This window comes from Vibrio sp. 1F253 (genome assembly GCF_041439295.1).
Classification (GTDB): domain Bacteria; phylum Pseudomonadota; class Gammaproteobacteria; order Enterobacterales; family Vibrionaceae; genus Vibrio; species Vibrio tasmaniensis_A.
Window position 1 is genome coordinate 91,526 of record NZ_JBGONU010000006.1, and the last position, 16,987, is coordinate 108,512.

Consider the following 16,987-nt stretch of genomic DNA (forward strand, 5'->3'; position numbering starts at 1 on the left):
TTACTGACGGGGCTTAAGGGTAAAACTGCCAAATACGGCATCGCCATTACGGTTCAATGGCCCTTGTTCAACGGAAAACTTCTCTTCAAGTTTCACTTTAGCCGTCTCAAAATGTTGAAAATCAGCGCTTTTAGCTTGTAATCGAACTTCAGAGCGACTGCCATCATAGCGAATGCTTTCGACTTCGATCGATTTCACTTGTCCTAACGTTTCTGGCAGCAATGCTAACCAACCAAGTAAGGAGTCACCATCGCCTGAGCCACCGTATTTCTTAGCTTCATCATTCATCTGACGCTTAAGGTAGCTTACTGTAGGAATTCGTTGTTTGCCTGGCAGAACGGCTCTAAAGATACGCTCACTCTCCATGCGATAGGCTTGTGCCTGTGCTTCGTATTGCTGCACCTTCAACACTTGTTGAGTCACAATCACGGCCACCAGCAAGCAAGCAGCAATCGCCACCTTCTGCCATACACGCCAATATTTACTGAAAGAAGATTTGGTTTTAAAGGTGCCAGTCAGTAAATTTACGCCGCTTGTGATCGCTTGTTGGCTCAATAAGGACATCACCAATTCCGCAGGCTTTGCTTGCCATTCCATACCGCTTTGCTGCTGTACATCGTCGCTCGGCATTGCGGTATAGCTGAAGATAGTCGTAGGTTGGTCTTCGTCGTCAGCCACAACCCAATCACTTTGCAAAAACATCGCTAACCATGCTTCGCTGATTGATACGGCTTGATAGTTACCTTGACGTTGAGAGTGACCTTGACGTAATAGCCAATGCTGATCGATTTGCAATGCACTGATGCCTTGATCTTCAACAGGCACGGCTAGTGTATCTGGTAGCACCTTACGGAAAATAATATTGGCTTTGCGAAACTGGTCTAAAGCTTGTTTTAACCACTCGCGATCTACACCACACACAGTAGCGTGCGTTGCATCTTTATCTAAAATGGCTAGATGTAAGTCTTCGATATCTTGTGCCACTTCGTCTTCTAACAAAAATGGCAGCATAGAGTCGAACTGGCGAGCAGCACCTTTCGGAATTTCAACACGCTTAATTAAGCACTCATTTCCCGGCAATAAAACGATACAGCTACGCTTTTCAGCGTAAGGCGTTAACTCATCAAGCTGATCCCAGCTAGACAGCTCACCACTTGCTATCACTTCTTGTTGGCTTGTCGACCAAACCAACCACTGCACTGGGCTTTGTGGCTCGCTACTCAGTCGAACGGTCAGAAACTCGCTCACGGATTCCTCCAAAACGACGGCGTACTACCGTCACTGTTTCTCTATTACTACTATAGAAAAGCGTTCGTATACGTACACGAGACTGCTCAACTAATACCTCTGCATCTAGCTCAAAATAGGCGCTATCTACAGTTAAATATGCTTTCGCTTGTTTGCTGACTTCTGCACTCACACCAACAATAGCAGGCTCAGCCATAAACGCATCCACCGAATCCCAGCCATCAAATGGGCGCTTGTCTATCAGCTGTTTGGCGTCCGATTCACTTAGACCGGGTGCAAACATTGCTTCCAGTAAAGATGCCTGCTTTTCCGAGATGGTATTCACGTTTAATCGGAAATCATCAGTGGGCAAAGCACAAATAAATGGATGTACCTTTTCCATTGCCTCACCAGAGACCTGATAAACGGCTCGCAGCTCCGATTCATCCGCTATTAAGCCATTCGCCGCCAAATAAGCTGGCTTCATCGCCTCATAAGTGCTGTCTTCTACCCCCGCAGAAGAGGTGGCTCGAGTATCAGAGTCCAGAAATTCCCAACTTGAATTTGCGATAACCTCAGCCTGATAAGGCTCCACATCTTGGTTTTCCAGTAAGGTTTGCCAAACCTTCACTAAATAAGGGGGTTGGTTACTTGATGTCGTCGTAATCCCAGCGAGCGCATTAAGATTGAAACAAGCCTGCGCATCAACGATATGCCCTTTAACTTGGCCATAATCCAATGGGTACACCTGCTCCTCTAACGCCCATGGCTGGCTTAAGTTCACCGTATCACTATCTTTATAACTTTGCCTAATACCGTCTTGGACAAGTGCTTCTACACCAATGCTATACCAGTAAGCCTGTTGGTAATTCAGTTGATTGCCAACGCGTTTGAATTGCGTAAACAGACGCTCCGACATACTGCCAGCTATGGTTGCCATGATCGCCAAAAGCATCAGAATAATGATCAGCGCGACACCACGCTGTTTACGCCCCACAGCAGACCTTGTCAGTGCAGGCTTATTAGTTTGATGAATCATTATTCCCCTCATTACTGCCTGAAGAGTCACTGTTTGAAGAATCATCGACCTGATCTAAGGCGCCACTTGGTGTGAGATAAACACGTTCTATCTCACCGTAATCTTTCAGTGTCAGCTTAAGTCTCACCGCTTTAGGCAGTGATTTATCGGTTTGCCACTCTTTGCCCCAGCGGCTTCCGTCATAAAACTCGAACTCCAGGTTCTCAACATCATCAAGCAGAGGAGTAATCACACCTTGTTGGCCGGCAGGTGTATCGGGGTAACGCCACCATACACGCTCAAGCGTTTCCTCTTTTATGCGGTAGCCTACTTTGGTGACTTCTCCGCGAGGGAACTGCTGCTGTGGGTTGTGCCAACCAAGGCGAGTAAACATGATGCCAACACTGTCGGAATCCAGTAAATACTCTTTCATTAGGATCAGCTTAGATGATGCTTCTTCACCATTGGTACGAAATTGTCGTACCGCCATCTGGCGAAAATCATTATCTAAAATGACTAAACTGCGTTGCAGTTGATTTAAACGAGCACTGCGCTCAATAGAGAGTTCGTTGCTTCGTTGGACCTGATTTACCACCTGATAAGCCGCCATGCTTAACGTGGAAAAGATGGCAATCGAAACCAAAACTTCGATTAAAGTAAAGCCTCTCCCTTTTGAAGATATACCTTGTTTACGCGGCGTATGCTTATTTGCCGACATGCTTTTACTTAGCGATTTGCTCTTCGCTAACGACACGATTTTACTTAACCACACGCTTTTAATTGACCACATAGCTGCGCACCGTGACCACTGGAGAAGCTTTCTTACTGGTTGCCGCACTCACATCAAACGCCTTTAATAAATTATCGCTGGTATCGATGGGAGTCACCTTCCAGAACCACTCTCTTCCTGCTAACTCTTGCGTGCCCTGCGCTTTTTTAAGCTTCTCAGGATGCAGCATGACTAAGGCCATCTGGTTATCAACAACCATCGCCGCGAAGGTTTTTTCTTCTAAATAACTGAGGGTATTAATGTGTTGGGTGACAGCACGAATCACACTGATCGCCGCCGTAGCGAAGATAGCAAGCGCAACTAATACTTCAAGCAGAGTCATTCCTCGAGAACCAAGAGGCATACCACGAGAAGGTGAACGGTTATTCCTCTTCATCTTCTTCTCCCGGCTCTAGCAGTCGAATCACACCATTATCCAACACTCGAATACGCCAACCATCTTGTATGGTGTCTCCGGTATTTGGATAAAACGATAATACAAATGGCGTCATTTCAGCACTCGACAAGATGTATATCTGAGGTGGCTTGGGCTTTTTTTCCTCTTCAAGATCCGCAAACATATCTTCATCAAACAAGCTTCCGGGATTGAACAAACGATCATCGTCTTCCCATGCGCCACCACCTAAAGTCAGTGACAACGCGACTTCTTCCGGTAATTCAGTTGAAGAGGGGATTTTTTCAAATTCGACTTCTTGCCAACCTTCTGACTTAAGCGCCATCAGAACGTAAGTCGATTTCTTTTCATCGACACGAACGCCAAAATCCAAGCCACTCAAAATAGCCTCTTCATTGAGTAATTGAACTCGTTGATAGAAGCTTTGAGCGTACTTTTTAGCGACATCTTTGCTATTGGTCGGAATAGTCGCGATCACCGCGACCGCAGTTACTGACAGTAATACCAACACCAAAAGAATCTCAATCAAGGTGAAACCTGGCTGTGTTTGCTTAGTTTTCACCTTGGAGACTCCATCTGTTTACGTCTTACCATCAATAACGTATCAACTAACACGAACTGTTCACCAACAGGAACTTATCAAGCGACAATAAACCGAAGCTTATTGGAAATCCTGCATGTTCCAGTTACCGATATCCGCAGCGATACCTTCACCGCCTTCTTGACCATCAGCGCCAAGAGTAAAGATATCAATCGTACCGTTGTCACCAGGGCTTAGGTATTGGTACTCATTGCCCCATGGGTCGTTAGGCAGACGCTTAATGTAGCCACCGTCACGGTAGTTACGAGGCTCTGGACTGCTTGGCTTAGAAACCAATCCATCAAGGCCTTGATCCGTTGTTGGGTAAACACTGTTATCCAGTTTGTACATATCTAGCGCGTTCTCTAGCGCCACGATATCCGTGATGGCTTTCTGTTGATCCGCCTTCTCTTTGTTACCCAAAAGGTTAGGAACAACAAAGCTAGCTAAAACACCAAGAATAACCACAACAACCATCACTTCCAATAGAGTAAAGCCTGACTGTTTTTTCATTTTATTTTTCATTATTTTCTCCAAATTACAGATAGCGAGTTGAAGGTAATAATGCCCTTCTTCTCGATAATCCAAAAACTAACGTCTGATGAGCAGTACGTTATCCACTCATTAAATTGTTCATTTCAAGCATCGGCATCAGTGTCGCCATCACGATAAACAGCACCAAACCGGCCATCAACGCGATAAGCGCTGGGGTGAAAATGCCTAACGCGATATTGACCGTCGACTCAAAGCTTTGGTCTTGGTTATCTGCCGCTCTTGTCAGCATCTGTTCCAACTGACCACTCTGCTCACCACTGGCGATCATATGCAGCATCATCGGTGGAAAGAGTTTGGTTTGATCCAACGCTTTACGTAAGCTTGCGCCTTCTCTAACACTGTCTGAAGCCTGTAATACTTGTTGTTTCACATGTTGATTCGACATCACATCAACCGCGACCTTCATCCCTTCAAGGATTGGAATCGCACTCGAGGTACAAATTGAGAGTGTTCGTGCAAAACGAGAGGTATTGATCCCTTTCGCAATCTTGCCGATCAGCGGAATACTTAATAGTTTGCGATCCCAGTTCATGCGAACACCCGGCTTTTTTAGCGCGGTCTTAATCAACACAATCACACCAATGATCAACAACAGTAATTGGATGCCCCAATTCTGGATAAATTCACTCGATGCCAATAAAAATTGTGTCGACTGAGGAAGCTCTTGGCCAATTTGGATAATAGGCTCGACGATCTTAGGTACCACGGTTGCCAACAGGAACGAAACAATCGTCACCGCAAACACCACCAGAACCACAGGGTAGATCATCGCTTGTAGCAGCTTAGAGCGCATCTTCTGACGATTTTCTGCGTAATCGGCCAGTCGCTCCAATACCGCATCTAAGTGACCAGACTTCTCACCCGCCGCAACCATGGCCCTAAACAGTTCATCGAAGATATGCGGGTAATCAGACAAGCTATCCGCTAGCGAATAACCTTCTGTCACTTTAGATCGGACTGCCAGTAACATAGTTCGAATACGTGGCTTTTCAGACTGCTCAGCTACCGCTTTCAAGCACTCTTCTAGCGGCATACCTGATTGAACGAGCGTGGATATTTGACGAGTAATCAACGCAAGATCTGGCGTACTGATACCACGCTTAAAGCTGGTCGAAGGCTGAGTACCTTTCGCATTTTTCGCCTTAGCTTCGGTCATCTCAACCGGCATTAAACCTTGTTCTTTTAAACGTTGGCGAGCCTGACGAGCATTATCCGCTTCAATCGAACCCTTTTTGCTCTTACCTTTGGCATCCAGCGCTTTGTATTCAAATGCCGCCATACTAGATTTCCTTAGTCACTCGCATCACTTCTTCTAAGGACGTTACCCCTTTCAGAACTTTGCTCAAGCCATCATCTCGAATACTTGGGGTTGTGCCACGAATCGCTTTCTCAATTGCCTGTTCACCAGCTTCACTGTGAATCAGCTCTTGTACCGAATCGTCAATCATCAGTAGCTCATGAATACCGGTACGACCTCGATAACCTTTATGGCCACACTCTTCACACCCTTTTGCATGGTAAAGTGTGAGGCTCTCTTTCTTCTTCATACCAAACAGCTTTTTCTGTTCTTTATCGGCTTCGTAAGGTTCTTTACAGTCGTTACACAGAGTACGAACCAAGCGCTGAGCCAAAACACCCAGCAGAGAAGAAGAGATCAAGAAAGGTTCAATGCCCATATCACGCAGACGCGTGATCGCACCGATTGCCGTATTGGTGTGAAGAGTCGACATGACTAAGTGACCCGTCAAAGAGGCTTGAACAGCGATCTCAGCAGTCTCTAAATCACGGATCTCACCAATCATTACCACATCGGGATCTTGACGAAGAATCGCACGTAAGCCGCGCGCAAAGGTCATATCAACCTTAGGGTTTACCTGTGTTTGACCAATACCATCAATATCAAATTCGATTGGGTCTTCAACGGTAAGGATGTTGCGTTCGTTACTGTTGAGTTCTTGCAGACCAGCGTACAAGGTCGTTGATTTACCCGACCCCGTAGGACCGGTAACCAAGATAATACCGTGTGGGCGCTGAATAAGTTTACGGAAGTTCTCGTGGTTCTCTGCCGTCATACCCAAACTGTGTAGATCTAGGCGAGTGGCGTTTTTATCCAACAGACGCATTACCACACGTTCACCGTGTGAAGAAGGCATGGTAGATACACGCACATCAACCGCTCGGCCACCGATACGTAGAGAAATACGACCGTCTTGTGGCACGCGTTTTTCCGCAATATCCAGCTTAGCCATAACCTTGACACGCGAAACCAACAGCGGAGCCAACTTACGGCTTGGTGCTAATACATCGCGCAGCACACCATCAATACGGAAACGGATCGACAGTGACTTTTCGAAGGTTTCGATATGAATATCCGAAGCGCCTTCTTTAATCGCCTCACCCAACATCGCATTAATTAACTTGATGATCGGTGCGTCGTCTTCTGATTCAAGCAAGTCTTCGTCTTGTGGCAACTCTTCCGCTAACGAGAAAAAGTCGTCATTGTCGGCACCAATATCTTCCATTAACTGTCGAGCTTCCGACGAGTCACGCTGATACGCGTCCGTCAGTTTTTTATCAAATTCGTCTGCGCTGATCGCTTGTGGCGTGAAGCCATTTTTCACAACACGGCTCACTTCAATGATCGCCGCCGATTTCAGAGGTTCAACATAATAAAGTACTGGCGCGCGCTCCGGGTGCTGATATTCCAACACCATCTTGTAGCGATTCGCAAAGCTAAACGGCAAGCGCTGATAAGTACGTGCCGCCCCTACCAATTCAGCCATTATTCTGCTTCCATTTGGTCGATGAAGGCTTGGATTTCAGCAGGATGATTCATGCTATCGCCAAACTTAGGAAGTACTGGAATATTATCGTTATCCATTAGTTTCAAGCCTTGCTCTGCCTTGTACAGTTGCTCAGCACGGATAAAGTTGTATTTGCGTTGCGTGATACCATCGGCTGTCATGCCATCACGAATAATGGTTGGCTTGATAAATACCATTAGGTTCTTTTTCTCAACCTGAGTACTGGTTGATTTGAACAGGTGTCCAAGAACAGGAATATCACCCAAGAATGGGACCTTAGACTCACTCTCCAGTGCACGCTCGTCAATCAAGCCCCCCAACACCAGCATTTGACCATCTTGAACAATCACTGACGTATTTAGCTGACGCTTAGCAAAACGAACATCTACTGCCCCGTTTGCCCCTAATACGTTCGATACTTCTTGTTCTATTTGCAGTTGAACCGAGTCACCTTCATTGATTTGCGGCACGACTTTTAGCTTAATACCCACTTCTTTACGTTCAACCGTTTGGAATGGATTATCGTTGCTTGAACCTGCTGTAGAACCGGTTAGAACGGGCACCTCTTCACCAACGATAAACGACGCTTCGCCGTTATCCATCACCGTGATACTTGGAGAAGACAGAATGTTTGAGTTTGAATCGGTCGCAACCGCACTGATCAACGCTGTCCAGTCGCCCATAACCACACTCATTGCAGCACCATTAACGCCAGAAAGAGCAGATGCTAACGTTGAATAGTCACCCTTTTCTGTCGTGGTTTCATTACGTAGGAAATTATTATCCTTATCGTAAACCGCTTTAGTTGTTGTCGAGTCTTTTGCTTCTTCTAGACCCACCATCACACCGCCAATCGATGCACCGGTATTGCTGTACTGAATCATGGCACCCGTTTCTAGGTTGCCCCACTGCACACCCAGGTTAACGCCGTCACCTTCTGCCATTTCAACAATTAAGGCTTCAATCAAAACTTGAGCACGACGGATATCGAGTTGAGCGATCACGTCTTGCAGCGCGTTCATGATGTCTGGCTGTGCGGTAATCACCAACGAGTTAGTATCGCTGTGAGCCGAAATCATCACTTGGTTGCGCTGCGATGAACTGCCTTTGGTTGATGTTTGTTTCTCTGATTGCAGGTTGTCAGACACGCCTTTCAGCACATCGACTAAGTCTTCCGCTTTTGCGTATTTAAGGTAGATAACTTGGTTGTTACCCTTAGTCGCCATTTCAACATCAAGCTGTTCAATCAACTTTCTTAAACGACTGCGTACTTTAGGGTCGCCTGAGATAAGAATTGCATTGGTACGCTCATCGGCAACTAATTTAGGCTGCAGGAAGGCAGGGGTGTTTTTAGCATCTGTGGTTTTACTTAGTGCATCGACTATACGCACCATCTCCGCGGCGGAAGCATTCTTTAGTTCAACGACCTCAATCTCTTTATCACCCGCTTGGTCTACACGCTTGATGATCTCTGCTAAACGGTTTACAACCGCCGCACGGCCGGTAATCAAGATGATATTTGCAGGATCGTAGTGCACCACGTTGCCCGCGCCCGCGTTGTCATTCAGTTGACGAAGCAGAGGAGATAGCTCACGAACCGAGACATTACGAACCGTCACAACACGAGTTACAACGCTGTCGCCTGTGATCGAATCACGGTCGCCAACAACGGGGATTGCCGAGGTTTTAGAATCTTTCGCTTTGATGATCTTAAGAACACCCGAGTCCATTTCAACGACTGCATAGCCGTACACTTCTAATACGTTTAAGAAGAAGCTGTAATATTGCTCTTCATTGAGCACGTCGTAGCTGCGTACATCGATTTTTCCGCGCACCGAAGGGTCGACGATGATCGTCTTCTCTAGATTACGACCAACAATATTAATAAACTCTTGAATATCAGTGCCTTTAAAACTAGCACTAAAATCACTCGCGATGGCGGCGGGTGTGCAGATTAAGCTTCCTGCCAATAACCATGCACTTTTCTTAAACCAATGCTTCACGTACTTCTCCTACACTTTCGTCCTTCGTTAGACGCAAAGTTTTAAAATTCAATAAACACTTCATGTTGTTGACCATCTCTCTCGACGACGAGATTTAGCTCTGTCAGCTCTGAGATAGAACGGAATATGTTGCCCATAGCAGCGGGGTCTGTCAGGTCTTGCCCATTTAACTGAGTCGCGATATCTCCGTTTTGGAGCCCTACTGAGTTAAAAAGTTCTGAATCTTTGCCTGGACTCACTCGATAACCAATCACTTTATCGTCGCGCTTGACCTGGGACAGTCGAACATATTGGAAGATTTGTTGCGGATCTTTCATTATCTTCGCTTTAATTTCATCTAGCTTCTGTTCTGCTGAAACAGGGTTATTACCACGAACCGAAGAAGAAGCGCGAGGTGGCGCAGGGGCTGAGACAGCTAAACGCTTGTACTCAATACCTTCAAGCATCAAGGTTTCGTCTCGACCTGAGTTATCAATAATCACACGATCGACTAATACGGCTTTAAGCTTAGCTCTAGTGCCTTCTATCTCTTCATTAATTCCGTAGGTCGCCTGCGTACCGCGATTGGCAATCACCGCTAAGCTCCGCTTTGGATTAGAACTGGCAACAGCACCGACCAAAACTAGATTTAATCGTGTCTTTGGCGCATCTTGGATAACTTGCTGTTCAACCACAACTGGCGTTGTTGGGTTATAGGCACCAAAAAGGTTGCTCCGCTGCAAAGAAGAGATATCAAGGGTCGATTGAGGAGTAGAAGACGATGAAGCTGTTGCTTTCCAAGGCACGACGGTTTGCTCAGCAGGTTCAATAAACCATGCAAGCTGTCCTAAAATCCATGCAGAAGCTGCAATCAACATACAACACATCGCTAGGCTTAGTTTCTGCTGAAGTACAAATCCATTTTCTAATAAGCGGCTCAACACAGGAGAATTTCCTGCGCGATTCTTGAGCTCTAAAAAGTTCACTTTCCTTGCCCCTTTTCATGACGACAAATGCTGCAAATCATTAAACTTTCAGCTTTTTTATTCATTCGTTCGATACCAAGCTTATTTAAGCATAAGATCCTGAACTATATCATAGTAAATCTATAAAGCGGCATTACATGGCTATTTTGTATTATGACTTGAAAAAAATGCCAACCGCCTCCACTTTAAGCTTCTACTTAATGTAATTAAAAGCATGTTGCGCACTGTTCATTACAGTTAAACCGCATTCATTTCTCACTTAATAAGGCACAGCCCTATATGAAAACTACTAATGAAGCTGTCAGACTCGATAAATGGTTGTGGGCAGCTCGTTTTTACAAAACCCGGTCTATTGCTCGCAATATGGTCGATGGTGGCAAAGTCCACTATAATGGTCAGCGCAGCAAGCCAAGTAAAATTGTCGAACTTGGAGCAGTGATTACCCTGCGCCAAGGTAATGAAGAAAAGACGGTGACAATCGAGAAAATCTCGGCCCATCGTGGTGGAGCTCCTATAGCTCAAACCCTCTATGAAGAAACCACCGAGAGCTTGGCAAAGAGAGAAGAGTTTGCAACACAACGTAAACTGAACGCTCATAGCCCAGCACCAGAACGTCGCCCAGATAAAAAGCAACGTCGTGACATCATCAAGTTCAAGACTCAATAAGCTAGAAGGAATAGCCAAATGGCCAACCCAATGTCTACAAGTAATGTTTTAAATCGCTACCTATTTGAAGACCTATCAGTTCGTGGTGAATTGGTACAGATGGACGAAGCGTACCAACAGATTATTTCTAGCAAGGAATACCCAGCGCCAGTACAAAAGCTGTTGGGTGAGCTACTGGTTTCAACGACGCTACTAACAGCGACTCTAAAGTTTGAAGGCTCTATCACGATGCAACTGCAAGGTGATGGCCCTGTATCTCTAGCTGTTATCAATGGCGATAACGATCAGAAGATCCGTGGCGTTGCTCGCTTTGATGGCGACATTGCCGACGACGCTGGCCTGCACGATCTAATAGGTAAAGGTCACCTAGTGATCACTATCGATCCTAAGAAAGGTGAGCGTTACCAAGGTATCGTTGGTCTTGAAGGTGACACTTTAGCTGAAGTCCTTGAAGGTTACTTCGCAAACTCTGAACAACTAAAGACACGTCTATGGTTGCGCACGGGCGAGCATGAAGGTAAAGCACACGCTGCTGGTATGTTGCTACAAGTGATGCCAGACGGCACTGGTACGCCAGACGACTTCGAGCACCTAGAGCAGCTAACTGACACAGTTAAAAATGAAGAGCTATTCACTCTAGAAGCAAACGAACTGCTTTACCGTTTGTACAACCAAGAGAAAGTACAACTGTTCACACCACAACCGGTTGAATTCTTCTGTGGTTGTTCACGTGACCGAAGCGGTGCCGCTATCATTACTGTCGCTCAAGAAGAGATCTACGACATTCTTAGCACGGAAGGTAGCGTTGCTCTACACTGCGATTACTGTGGCACAAACTACTCGTTCGACAAGAATGATGTTGACGCTCTGTATGCAGAAGCAGCAGATAAAGGCAGCAATACGGTTCATTAATTTACGGCGTACCAAAAACACGTAATTTACCCCAAAAAGGTCAGCGCAACGCTGGCCTTTTTTGTGATCAAAATATCGCAAACTCCGTAACATCTCGTAATAAAATCACCTCTTAATTTTAATCAATTAATAATGTTCTCTCCTCTAGCGCAAAGGTTTGCGTACAGGATAGACTAGTCAGGCCAATATGTGATGAGGCGCTTAAAACCCCATGGTTAATATGGATATTTTTTGAGCTATATCCCTGTTTCCCCCGAGCCTCGTTGCTAGCATGGTGAGCAGATAACAATAAAAAATTAATACAAAATCCCTACAAAATATCCTACAAGGAGCACCTATGACCGTTATGGAACATACTAAGGCTGCACAAATTGATCTAACTAAGCACGGACTGACTGGCGTTACTGAAGTTCTTCGTAACCCTAGCTACGAGCAGTTATTCGTTGAAGAGACACTGCCAGGTTTGGAAGGCTACGAAAAAGGCGTAGTAACGGAACTAGGCTCTGTTGCGGTTGACACTGGTATCTTTACTGGCCGCTCACCAAAAGATAAGTACATTGTTAAAGATGACACCACGCGCAATACCATGTGGTGGTCAGATCAAGGCAAAAACGACAACAAACCGATTACAACTGAAGTATGGGATGAGCTTAAAGAGCTTGTGACAACTCAGCTATCTGGCAAGCGCCTGTTTGTCATCGACGGTTACTGTGGTGCTAACCCTGATACGCGCTTAAGTGTACGTATTATTACTGAAGTAGCGTGGCAAGCGCACTTCGTTAAGAACATGTTCATTCGTCCAACAGACGAAGAGCTAGCAACGTTCGAACCTGATTTCGTGGTAATGAACGGTGCTAAAACAACTAACCCTAACTGGGAAAAGCAGGGGCTAAACTCTGAAAACTTCGTTGCTTTCAACCTAACAGAGCGCGTTCAAATCATCGGTGGTACTTGGTACGGCGGTGAAATGAAGAAAGGCATGTTCGCAATGATGAACTACCTACTTCCTCTGCAAGGCATTGCTTCAATGCACTGTAGTGCTAACGTAGGTGAAGAAGGCGATGTAGCGATTTTCTTCGGTCTATCGGGCACAGGTAAAACAACCCTATCAACGGATCCTAAACGTGAGCTAATCGGTGATGATGAGCACGGTTGGGACGACGATGGCATCTTCAACTTTGAAGGCGGTTGTTACGCCAAGACCATTCGTCTATCTAAAGAAGCAGAACCTGAAATCTACAATGCAATCCGTCGCGATGCGCTACTAGAAAACGTAACGGTTCGTGGCGATGGTTCTATCGATTTTGATGACGGTTCAAAAACCGAGAACACTCGTGTTTCTTACCCAATTCACCATATCGACAACATCGTTAAGCCAGTATCAAAGGCCGGTCACGCTCAAAAGGTTATCTTCCTGACTGCTGATGCATTTGGTGTGTTACCACCTGTTTCTAAACTGACTCCAGAACAAACGAAGTACCACTTCCTATCTGGCTTCACTGCGAAACTAGCAGGTACAGAGCGTGGTATTACTGAACCAACACCAACGTTCTCTGCGGCATTTGGTGCGGCATTCCTAACTCTTCACCCAACTCAGTACGCTGAAGTACTTGTGAAGCGTATGGAAGCGGCGGGCGCTGAAGCTTACCTAGTGAACACAGGTTGGAATGGCACAGGCAAACGTATCTCAATCCAAGATACTCGTGGCATCATCGACGCTATCCTAGATGGCTCAATCGACAACGCTGAGACTAAGGTTATCCCTATGTTTAACCTAGAAGTACCACTAGCGTTGCACGATGTTGACCCAGCGATTCTTGATCCACGTGACACGTACACTGACCCACTACAATGGGAAAGCAAAGCGAAAGATCTAGCAGAGCGTTTCATCAACAACTTTGATAAGTACACAGACAACGCTGAAGGTAAGTCACTGGTTGCGGCTGGCCCTCAACTGGACTAACCCAACATCTGCTCGGGCCAAGCTAAAAGCGAACGCCCAATTTAAAGTGATATTTTTGTAGCAAGCCCCTCTTTTGAGGGGCTTTTTTGTTGCTGCTTGTCCCTTTTTGTTCCACTCTGTTTTGAGACGATTGAAATTTAAGGCTTTCAGGGAATGAAAAAGGTATTCATGGTGTTCGGCATTGCGTTGGCTATCGCCGTTGCAACTATCGCAGCATTGCTATTAAGCCTACAAACCCAATACCGTACGGATATTACTAACTTTTTTATCAAACATGCGATTGAACAACGTGTGCTCATTGAAGATGTTGAGTACCAGGCGCCTTATCACATCACCTTAATGGGCATTACCCAAAGCCAACCTGAAAAACAAACACCGCTGTATATCGACAAGATTGACCTTTGGTTCAGCTCCAGCTCGATTACGGAGGCCAAACTGGTCTTTGAATCCGTTTTAATCAGTGGCCTACAGTTAGAAGCCGACGACCTAGAAACGCTCACCTCTTTATTTACCCAGCCAAGCATTAAGATCCACCAGCTGGCCATCAACAATCTCGACTTTTCAACCCCAGACTTTAACGCGCGAGGCATCGATCTTCAGATCTCAGATCCAACATGGGACGACAGCAACTCACTACTACCCTATGGCAAAACCCAACTTTCTGCCTCACAGCTGTATTGGCAAGGCGAAGCGTTCGATAACCTGTTGATTGATCTAGATCTTAAACCAAGTGATAGCACCCTGTATGGCGCTTCGTTTGACTGGCGTGGTGCCAAAATTTCTGGTCAAGCAGAGCAGTATCAGCAAAATTGGTCGTTGGTGAATGTGACCGTCGATGGCTTACGACTCAATCAGAAACAAACCCAAAACCTACTATGCAAAGAGTGGGATGTAGCAGGCATTCAGATCAATCACATCAATAGCTTAGATATTCTGCGTAGCGATGTAGAGTGGCAAGACGGCCACCTCGCAGCTTTTGATGCCTCACTAGAAAATATCCAACTGCCTTTTGAGCTGTGGAAGCAACAGAAAGCCATTTTCTCTCTGCAAGCAGAGGGAGTGACCATTGATGATGACATGTTCATAGAGCCAAGTATCAAGCTCAATTTAGATACGAACCAGATTCTGATTGAAGATTTCTATACTCAATTCCTACAAGGCACTGTTCAACTTAATGGCGAAGTAACCCCTAGCAGCATTCAATTAGCGCAGCTCGACCTGCAAGGCATAAAGTGGATTACGGAAAGCCAAGATAGCCCTCCACCCGCCACTCGCTTGATACCTTGGCTCACGCAGCTCCAGAATGTCGAAATTAGCCGAATTAACATAGAACGCAGCCAACTTATCCAACTCGCACAAAAGCCTTACTGGCAGGTCTCAGGATTACATATCGAGGGGTATCAAGTTCAACTTCTACAAGATAGAAAGCTAGGTCTGTGGCAAGGAAAGCTGATGGCCAGCGCGAATGATGCCAGCTACCAAAACATTATTAGCGCTCAACCAGTGGTTGAGATGAATAGCGAGCAAGGAAAATGGACGCTGACACGCCTGTTTATGCCACTAAAGCATGGCTATGTTGAAGCCAATGCGACACTCGATTTTAACCAAATCAGCAAGCCATGGAGCATAGATATTTCTGCCGATGGATTACCGATAGCTCCCATATTACAGCAACTTGAACTACCGCTCGACGCAACCGGTTATGGCGAATTTGAACTTCAAGCTGCGGGTTTATACGGCGATTCATTAATGCTCGGCTATTCCACAACAGGTCAACTCACTGGTAGCGTTCGCCAAGGTGTGATGACCTTTAATGATAAGCTTTCTGAAACATCGACTGATAACGTATTTGAAATCCCAGAGCTCAATGCGAATTTTGACCGTGGACGCTTCGCACTTGAACCAGTGCACATTATTGGTGCATCGGCAGCAGAGCAAAGCGAACAAAGGATTCAAACGTTAAATGGCGAAATTTCTGGAGAGCTCGACTTGCTAAAAACCGAGCAACACACTCTCTCTATTTCACTATCCGACCCATGCCACCAAATATCAGGAAAGCTCACCCAAGCTGAGTATTCCGAGATTAACGACTGCCAACAAAAAAGCGCCACTCCACAAGAGTAGCGCCTTCTATCTGTCTCTTTATCTGCTAGCTATTGTCAGCTATACGCTTACGTTGGAGTCTGGTGATAATCTCTTTTTGTAGTCAGGGATCAGCATATAGGTTCCCGTAAACTCAACCGCCTCCACGTCGCCACTGTTAATGGTCACGTGAATGATGATACGAGCTTTTCTTCCAGACGCGAGGCGATCTAAATCGCCACTGATCCCATCCAATGACGTGGATGCCACTGGGTTTTGCTCAACTGGATGACGGTAACGAATATTACTATCTGCTAGTACGATATCACCTGTCAACCCACGCTCCTTCATTAGTAACCAAGTCATACCCCAACCGGTTAAGGTCGCCAAGGTAAAGGCTGAGCCAGCAAACATGGTGTTATGAGGGTTAAGGTTTGGATTCAACTGAGCACTACACTCGAACTGATAACCCGTGTATTGGTTAATCTTGATGCCCATCTTGTCACTGATCGGGATCTGATGCTCCCAGCGCTGCTGAAGCTCATTACACCATTCTGGTTTGCGCAGTACATCAGCCATTGGATCAAGAGGTTTTACCATCTGTTGGTGACGCACAGGCCCACGTTGGTCGTTAATCTCACCACGACGCTCAAACTCATTCTTCTCATAGAATGAGATCGCATCTTCACGAGCATTACACACCAAACGCTTCGCACCTTCTTGACGTGCCAGTGACTCTAGCGCAACCAAGATAAGTGAGCCCATGCCTTTGCTTTGGCGAGAGTTCTTCACCGCCATATAGCGAATCTGCCCCTCTAGATCTGGGGTGATATAGAGACGACCAATCGCCATCGGGCGACCTCGACCATCAACAATCATGCGATGGTGACTCATTGGGTCATATTCATCGCGCTCTGAACCGACCGGCATTCGCCAAGGTTCACGGAGCATTTGCCAACGAAAATGGTAATACTTGTTCAGTTGATTTTCGGTGGTCGGGGTTATGAGTTTAAACATGCTTATTCCTT

At 45.9% G+C, this 16,987-nt stretch carries 15 protein-coding genes; 4 read left to right on the forward strand and 11 right to left on the reverse strand.

Going from position 1 to position 16,987, the window contains the following annotated elements:
* The 10 genes from gspL to gspC all read right to left on the reverse strand — a co-directional run bounded on the left by gspL (position 1) and on the right by gspC (position 10,336).
* On the reverse strand, positions 1–1,248 hold the full coding sequence (gene gspL, locus ACED28_RS05070) for a type II secretion system protein GspL (RefSeq protein ID WP_371709434.1): 1,248 nt from the start codon (positions 1,246–1,248) through the stop codon (positions 1–3).
* The gene (gene gspK, locus ACED28_RS05075) at positions 1,217–2,266 is read right to left on the reverse strand and encodes a type II secretion system minor pseudopilin GspK (RefSeq protein WP_371709435.1); all 1,050 of its coding nucleotides are present in this window, start codon (positions 2,264–2,266) and stop codon (positions 1,217–1,219) included. The genes gspL and gspK overlap by 32 nt, the downstream gene beginning before the upstream one ends.
* A complete protein-coding gene (gene gspJ / locus ACED28_RS05080) occupies positions 2,250–3,035 on the reverse strand; it encodes a type II secretion system minor pseudopilin GspJ (protein WP_371695152.1) in 786 nt (261 codons plus the stop codon). The genes gspK and gspJ overlap by 17 nt, the downstream gene beginning before the upstream one ends.
* Positions 3,022–3,411 (reverse strand): type II secretion system minor pseudopilin GspI, encoded by a 390-nt coding sequence (gene gspI, locus ACED28_RS05085; RefSeq protein ID WP_076667666.1) that lies wholly within the window; start codon positions 3,409–3,411, stop codon positions 3,022–3,024. Before gspI ends, gspJ begins: the two co-directional genes overlap by 14 nt.
* Positions 3,398–3,991 (reverse strand): type II secretion system minor pseudopilin GspH, encoded by a 594-nt coding sequence (gspH, locus tag ACED28_RS05090; RefSeq protein WP_371709436.1) that lies wholly within the window; start codon positions 3,989–3,991, stop codon positions 3,398–3,400. Before gspH ends, gspI begins: the two co-directional genes overlap by 14 nt.
* Positions 3,992–4,090: 99 nt before the next feature.
* Positions 4,091–4,534, reverse strand: coding sequence for a type II secretion system major pseudopilin GspG (gene gspG / locus ACED28_RS05095; protein WP_009848023.1), 444 nt, complete (start codon positions 4,532–4,534; stop codon positions 4,091–4,093).
* A gap of 88 nt (positions 4,535–4,622) precedes the next feature.
* Positions 4,623–5,843 (reverse strand): type II secretion system inner membrane protein GspF, encoded by a 1,221-nt coding sequence (gspF, locus tag ACED28_RS05100; protein ID WP_371709437.1) that lies wholly within the window; start codon positions 5,841–5,843, stop codon positions 4,623–4,625.
* Position 5,844: 1 nt separating this feature from the next.
* Positions 5,845–7,347, reverse strand: coding sequence for a type II secretion system ATPase GspE (gene gspE, locus ACED28_RS05105; RefSeq protein WP_371709438.1), 1,503 nt, complete (start codon positions 7,345–7,347; stop codon positions 5,845–5,847).
* A complete protein-coding gene (gene gspD / locus ACED28_RS05110; protein WP_009848026.1) occupies positions 7,347–9,371 on the reverse strand; it encodes a type II secretion system secretin GspD in 2,025 nt (674 codons plus the stop codon). Before gspD ends, gspE begins: the two co-directional genes overlap by 1 nt.
* A 41-nt stretch (positions 9,372–9,412) precedes the next feature.
* Positions 9,413–10,336 (reverse strand): type II secretion system protein GspC, encoded by a 924-nt coding sequence (gene gspC, locus ACED28_RS05115; protein ID WP_371709439.1) that lies wholly within the window; start codon positions 10,334–10,336, stop codon positions 9,413–9,415.
* A gap of 279 nt (positions 10,337–10,615) precedes the next feature.
* On the opposite strand from gspC, the gene hslR reads away from it, so the two are divergent.
* From hslR to ACED28_RS05135, 4 genes are all read left to right on the forward strand, one after another.
* Positions 10,616–11,002: a ribosome-associated heat shock protein Hsp15 gene (gene hslR / locus ACED28_RS05120; protein ID WP_012603005.1), complete on the forward strand. Its 387-nt coding sequence runs from the start codon at positions 10,616–10,618 to the stop codon at positions 11,000–11,002.
* Between the two features lie 18 nt (positions 11,003–11,020).
* On the forward strand, positions 11,021–11,914 hold the full coding sequence (hslO, locus tag ACED28_RS05125) for an Hsp33 family molecular chaperone HslO (RefSeq protein ID WP_009848029.1): 894 nt from the start codon (positions 11,021–11,023) through the stop codon (positions 11,912–11,914).
* Between the two features lie 337 nt (positions 11,915–12,251).
* Positions 12,252–13,877, forward strand: coding sequence for a phosphoenolpyruvate carboxykinase (ATP) (gene pckA / locus ACED28_RS05130; RefSeq protein WP_371709440.1), 1,626 nt, complete (start codon positions 12,252–12,254; stop codon positions 13,875–13,877).
* 153 nt (positions 13,878–14,030) lie between these two features.
* Positions 14,031–16,001, forward strand: a complete 1,971-nt coding sequence (locus ACED28_RS05135; RefSeq protein WP_371709441.1) for an AsmA family protein — start codon at positions 14,031–14,033, stop codon at positions 15,999–16,001.
* Between the two features lie 39 nt (positions 16,002–16,040).
* Here ACED28_RS05135 and ACED28_RS05140 read toward each other — a convergent pair whose 3' ends face one another.
* Positions 16,041–16,976, reverse strand: a complete 936-nt coding sequence (locus ACED28_RS05140) for a YiiD C-terminal domain-containing protein (protein WP_371709442.1) — start codon at positions 16,974–16,976, stop codon at positions 16,041–16,043.
* Positions 16,977–16,987: the final 11 nt, after the last annotated feature.

Excerpts from the sequence above, each read along its gene's own strand:
- gspE (WP_371709438.1), bottom strand. The coding sequence starts at position 7,347 with ATGGCTGAATTGGTAGGGGCGGCACGTACTTATCAGCGCTTGCCGTTT.
- pckA (WP_371709440.1), top strand. The coding sequence starts at position 12,252 with ATGACCGTTATGGAACATACTAAGGCTGCACAAATTGATCTAACTAAG.
- gspF (WP_371709437.1), bottom strand. The coding sequence starts at position 5,843 with ATGGCGGCATTTGAATACAAAGCGCTGGATGCCAAAGGTAAGAGCAAA.
- hslR (WP_012603005.1), top strand. The coding sequence starts at position 10,616 with ATGAAAACTACTAATGAAGCTGTCAGACTCGATAAATGGTTGTGGGCA.
- gspK (WP_371709435.1), bottom strand. The coding sequence starts at position 2,266 with ATGATTCATCAAACTAATAAGCCTGCACTGACAAGGTCTGCTGTGGGG.
- gspI (WP_076667666.1), bottom strand. The coding sequence starts at position 3,411 with ATGAAGAGGAATAACCGTTCACCTTCTCGTGGTATGCCTCTTGGTTCT.
- gspJ (WP_371695152.1), bottom strand. The coding sequence starts at position 3,035 with ATGTGGTCAATTAAAAGCGTGTGGTTAAGTAAAATCGTGTCGTTAGCG.
- gspG (WP_009848023.1), bottom strand. The coding sequence starts at position 4,534 with ATGAAAAATAAAATGAAAAAACAGTCAGGCTTTACTCTATTGGAAGTG.
- ACED28_RS05135 (WP_371709441.1), top strand. The coding sequence starts at position 14,031 with ATGAAAAAGGTATTCATGGTGTTCGGCATTGCGTTGGCTATCGCCGTT.
- ACED28_RS05140 (WP_371709442.1), bottom strand. The coding sequence starts at position 16,976 with ATGTTTAAACTCATAACCCCGACCACCGAAAATCAACTGAACAAGTAT.
- hslO (WP_009848029.1), top strand. The coding sequence starts at position 11,021 with ATGGCCAACCCAATGTCTACAAGTAATGTTTTAAATCGCTACCTATTT.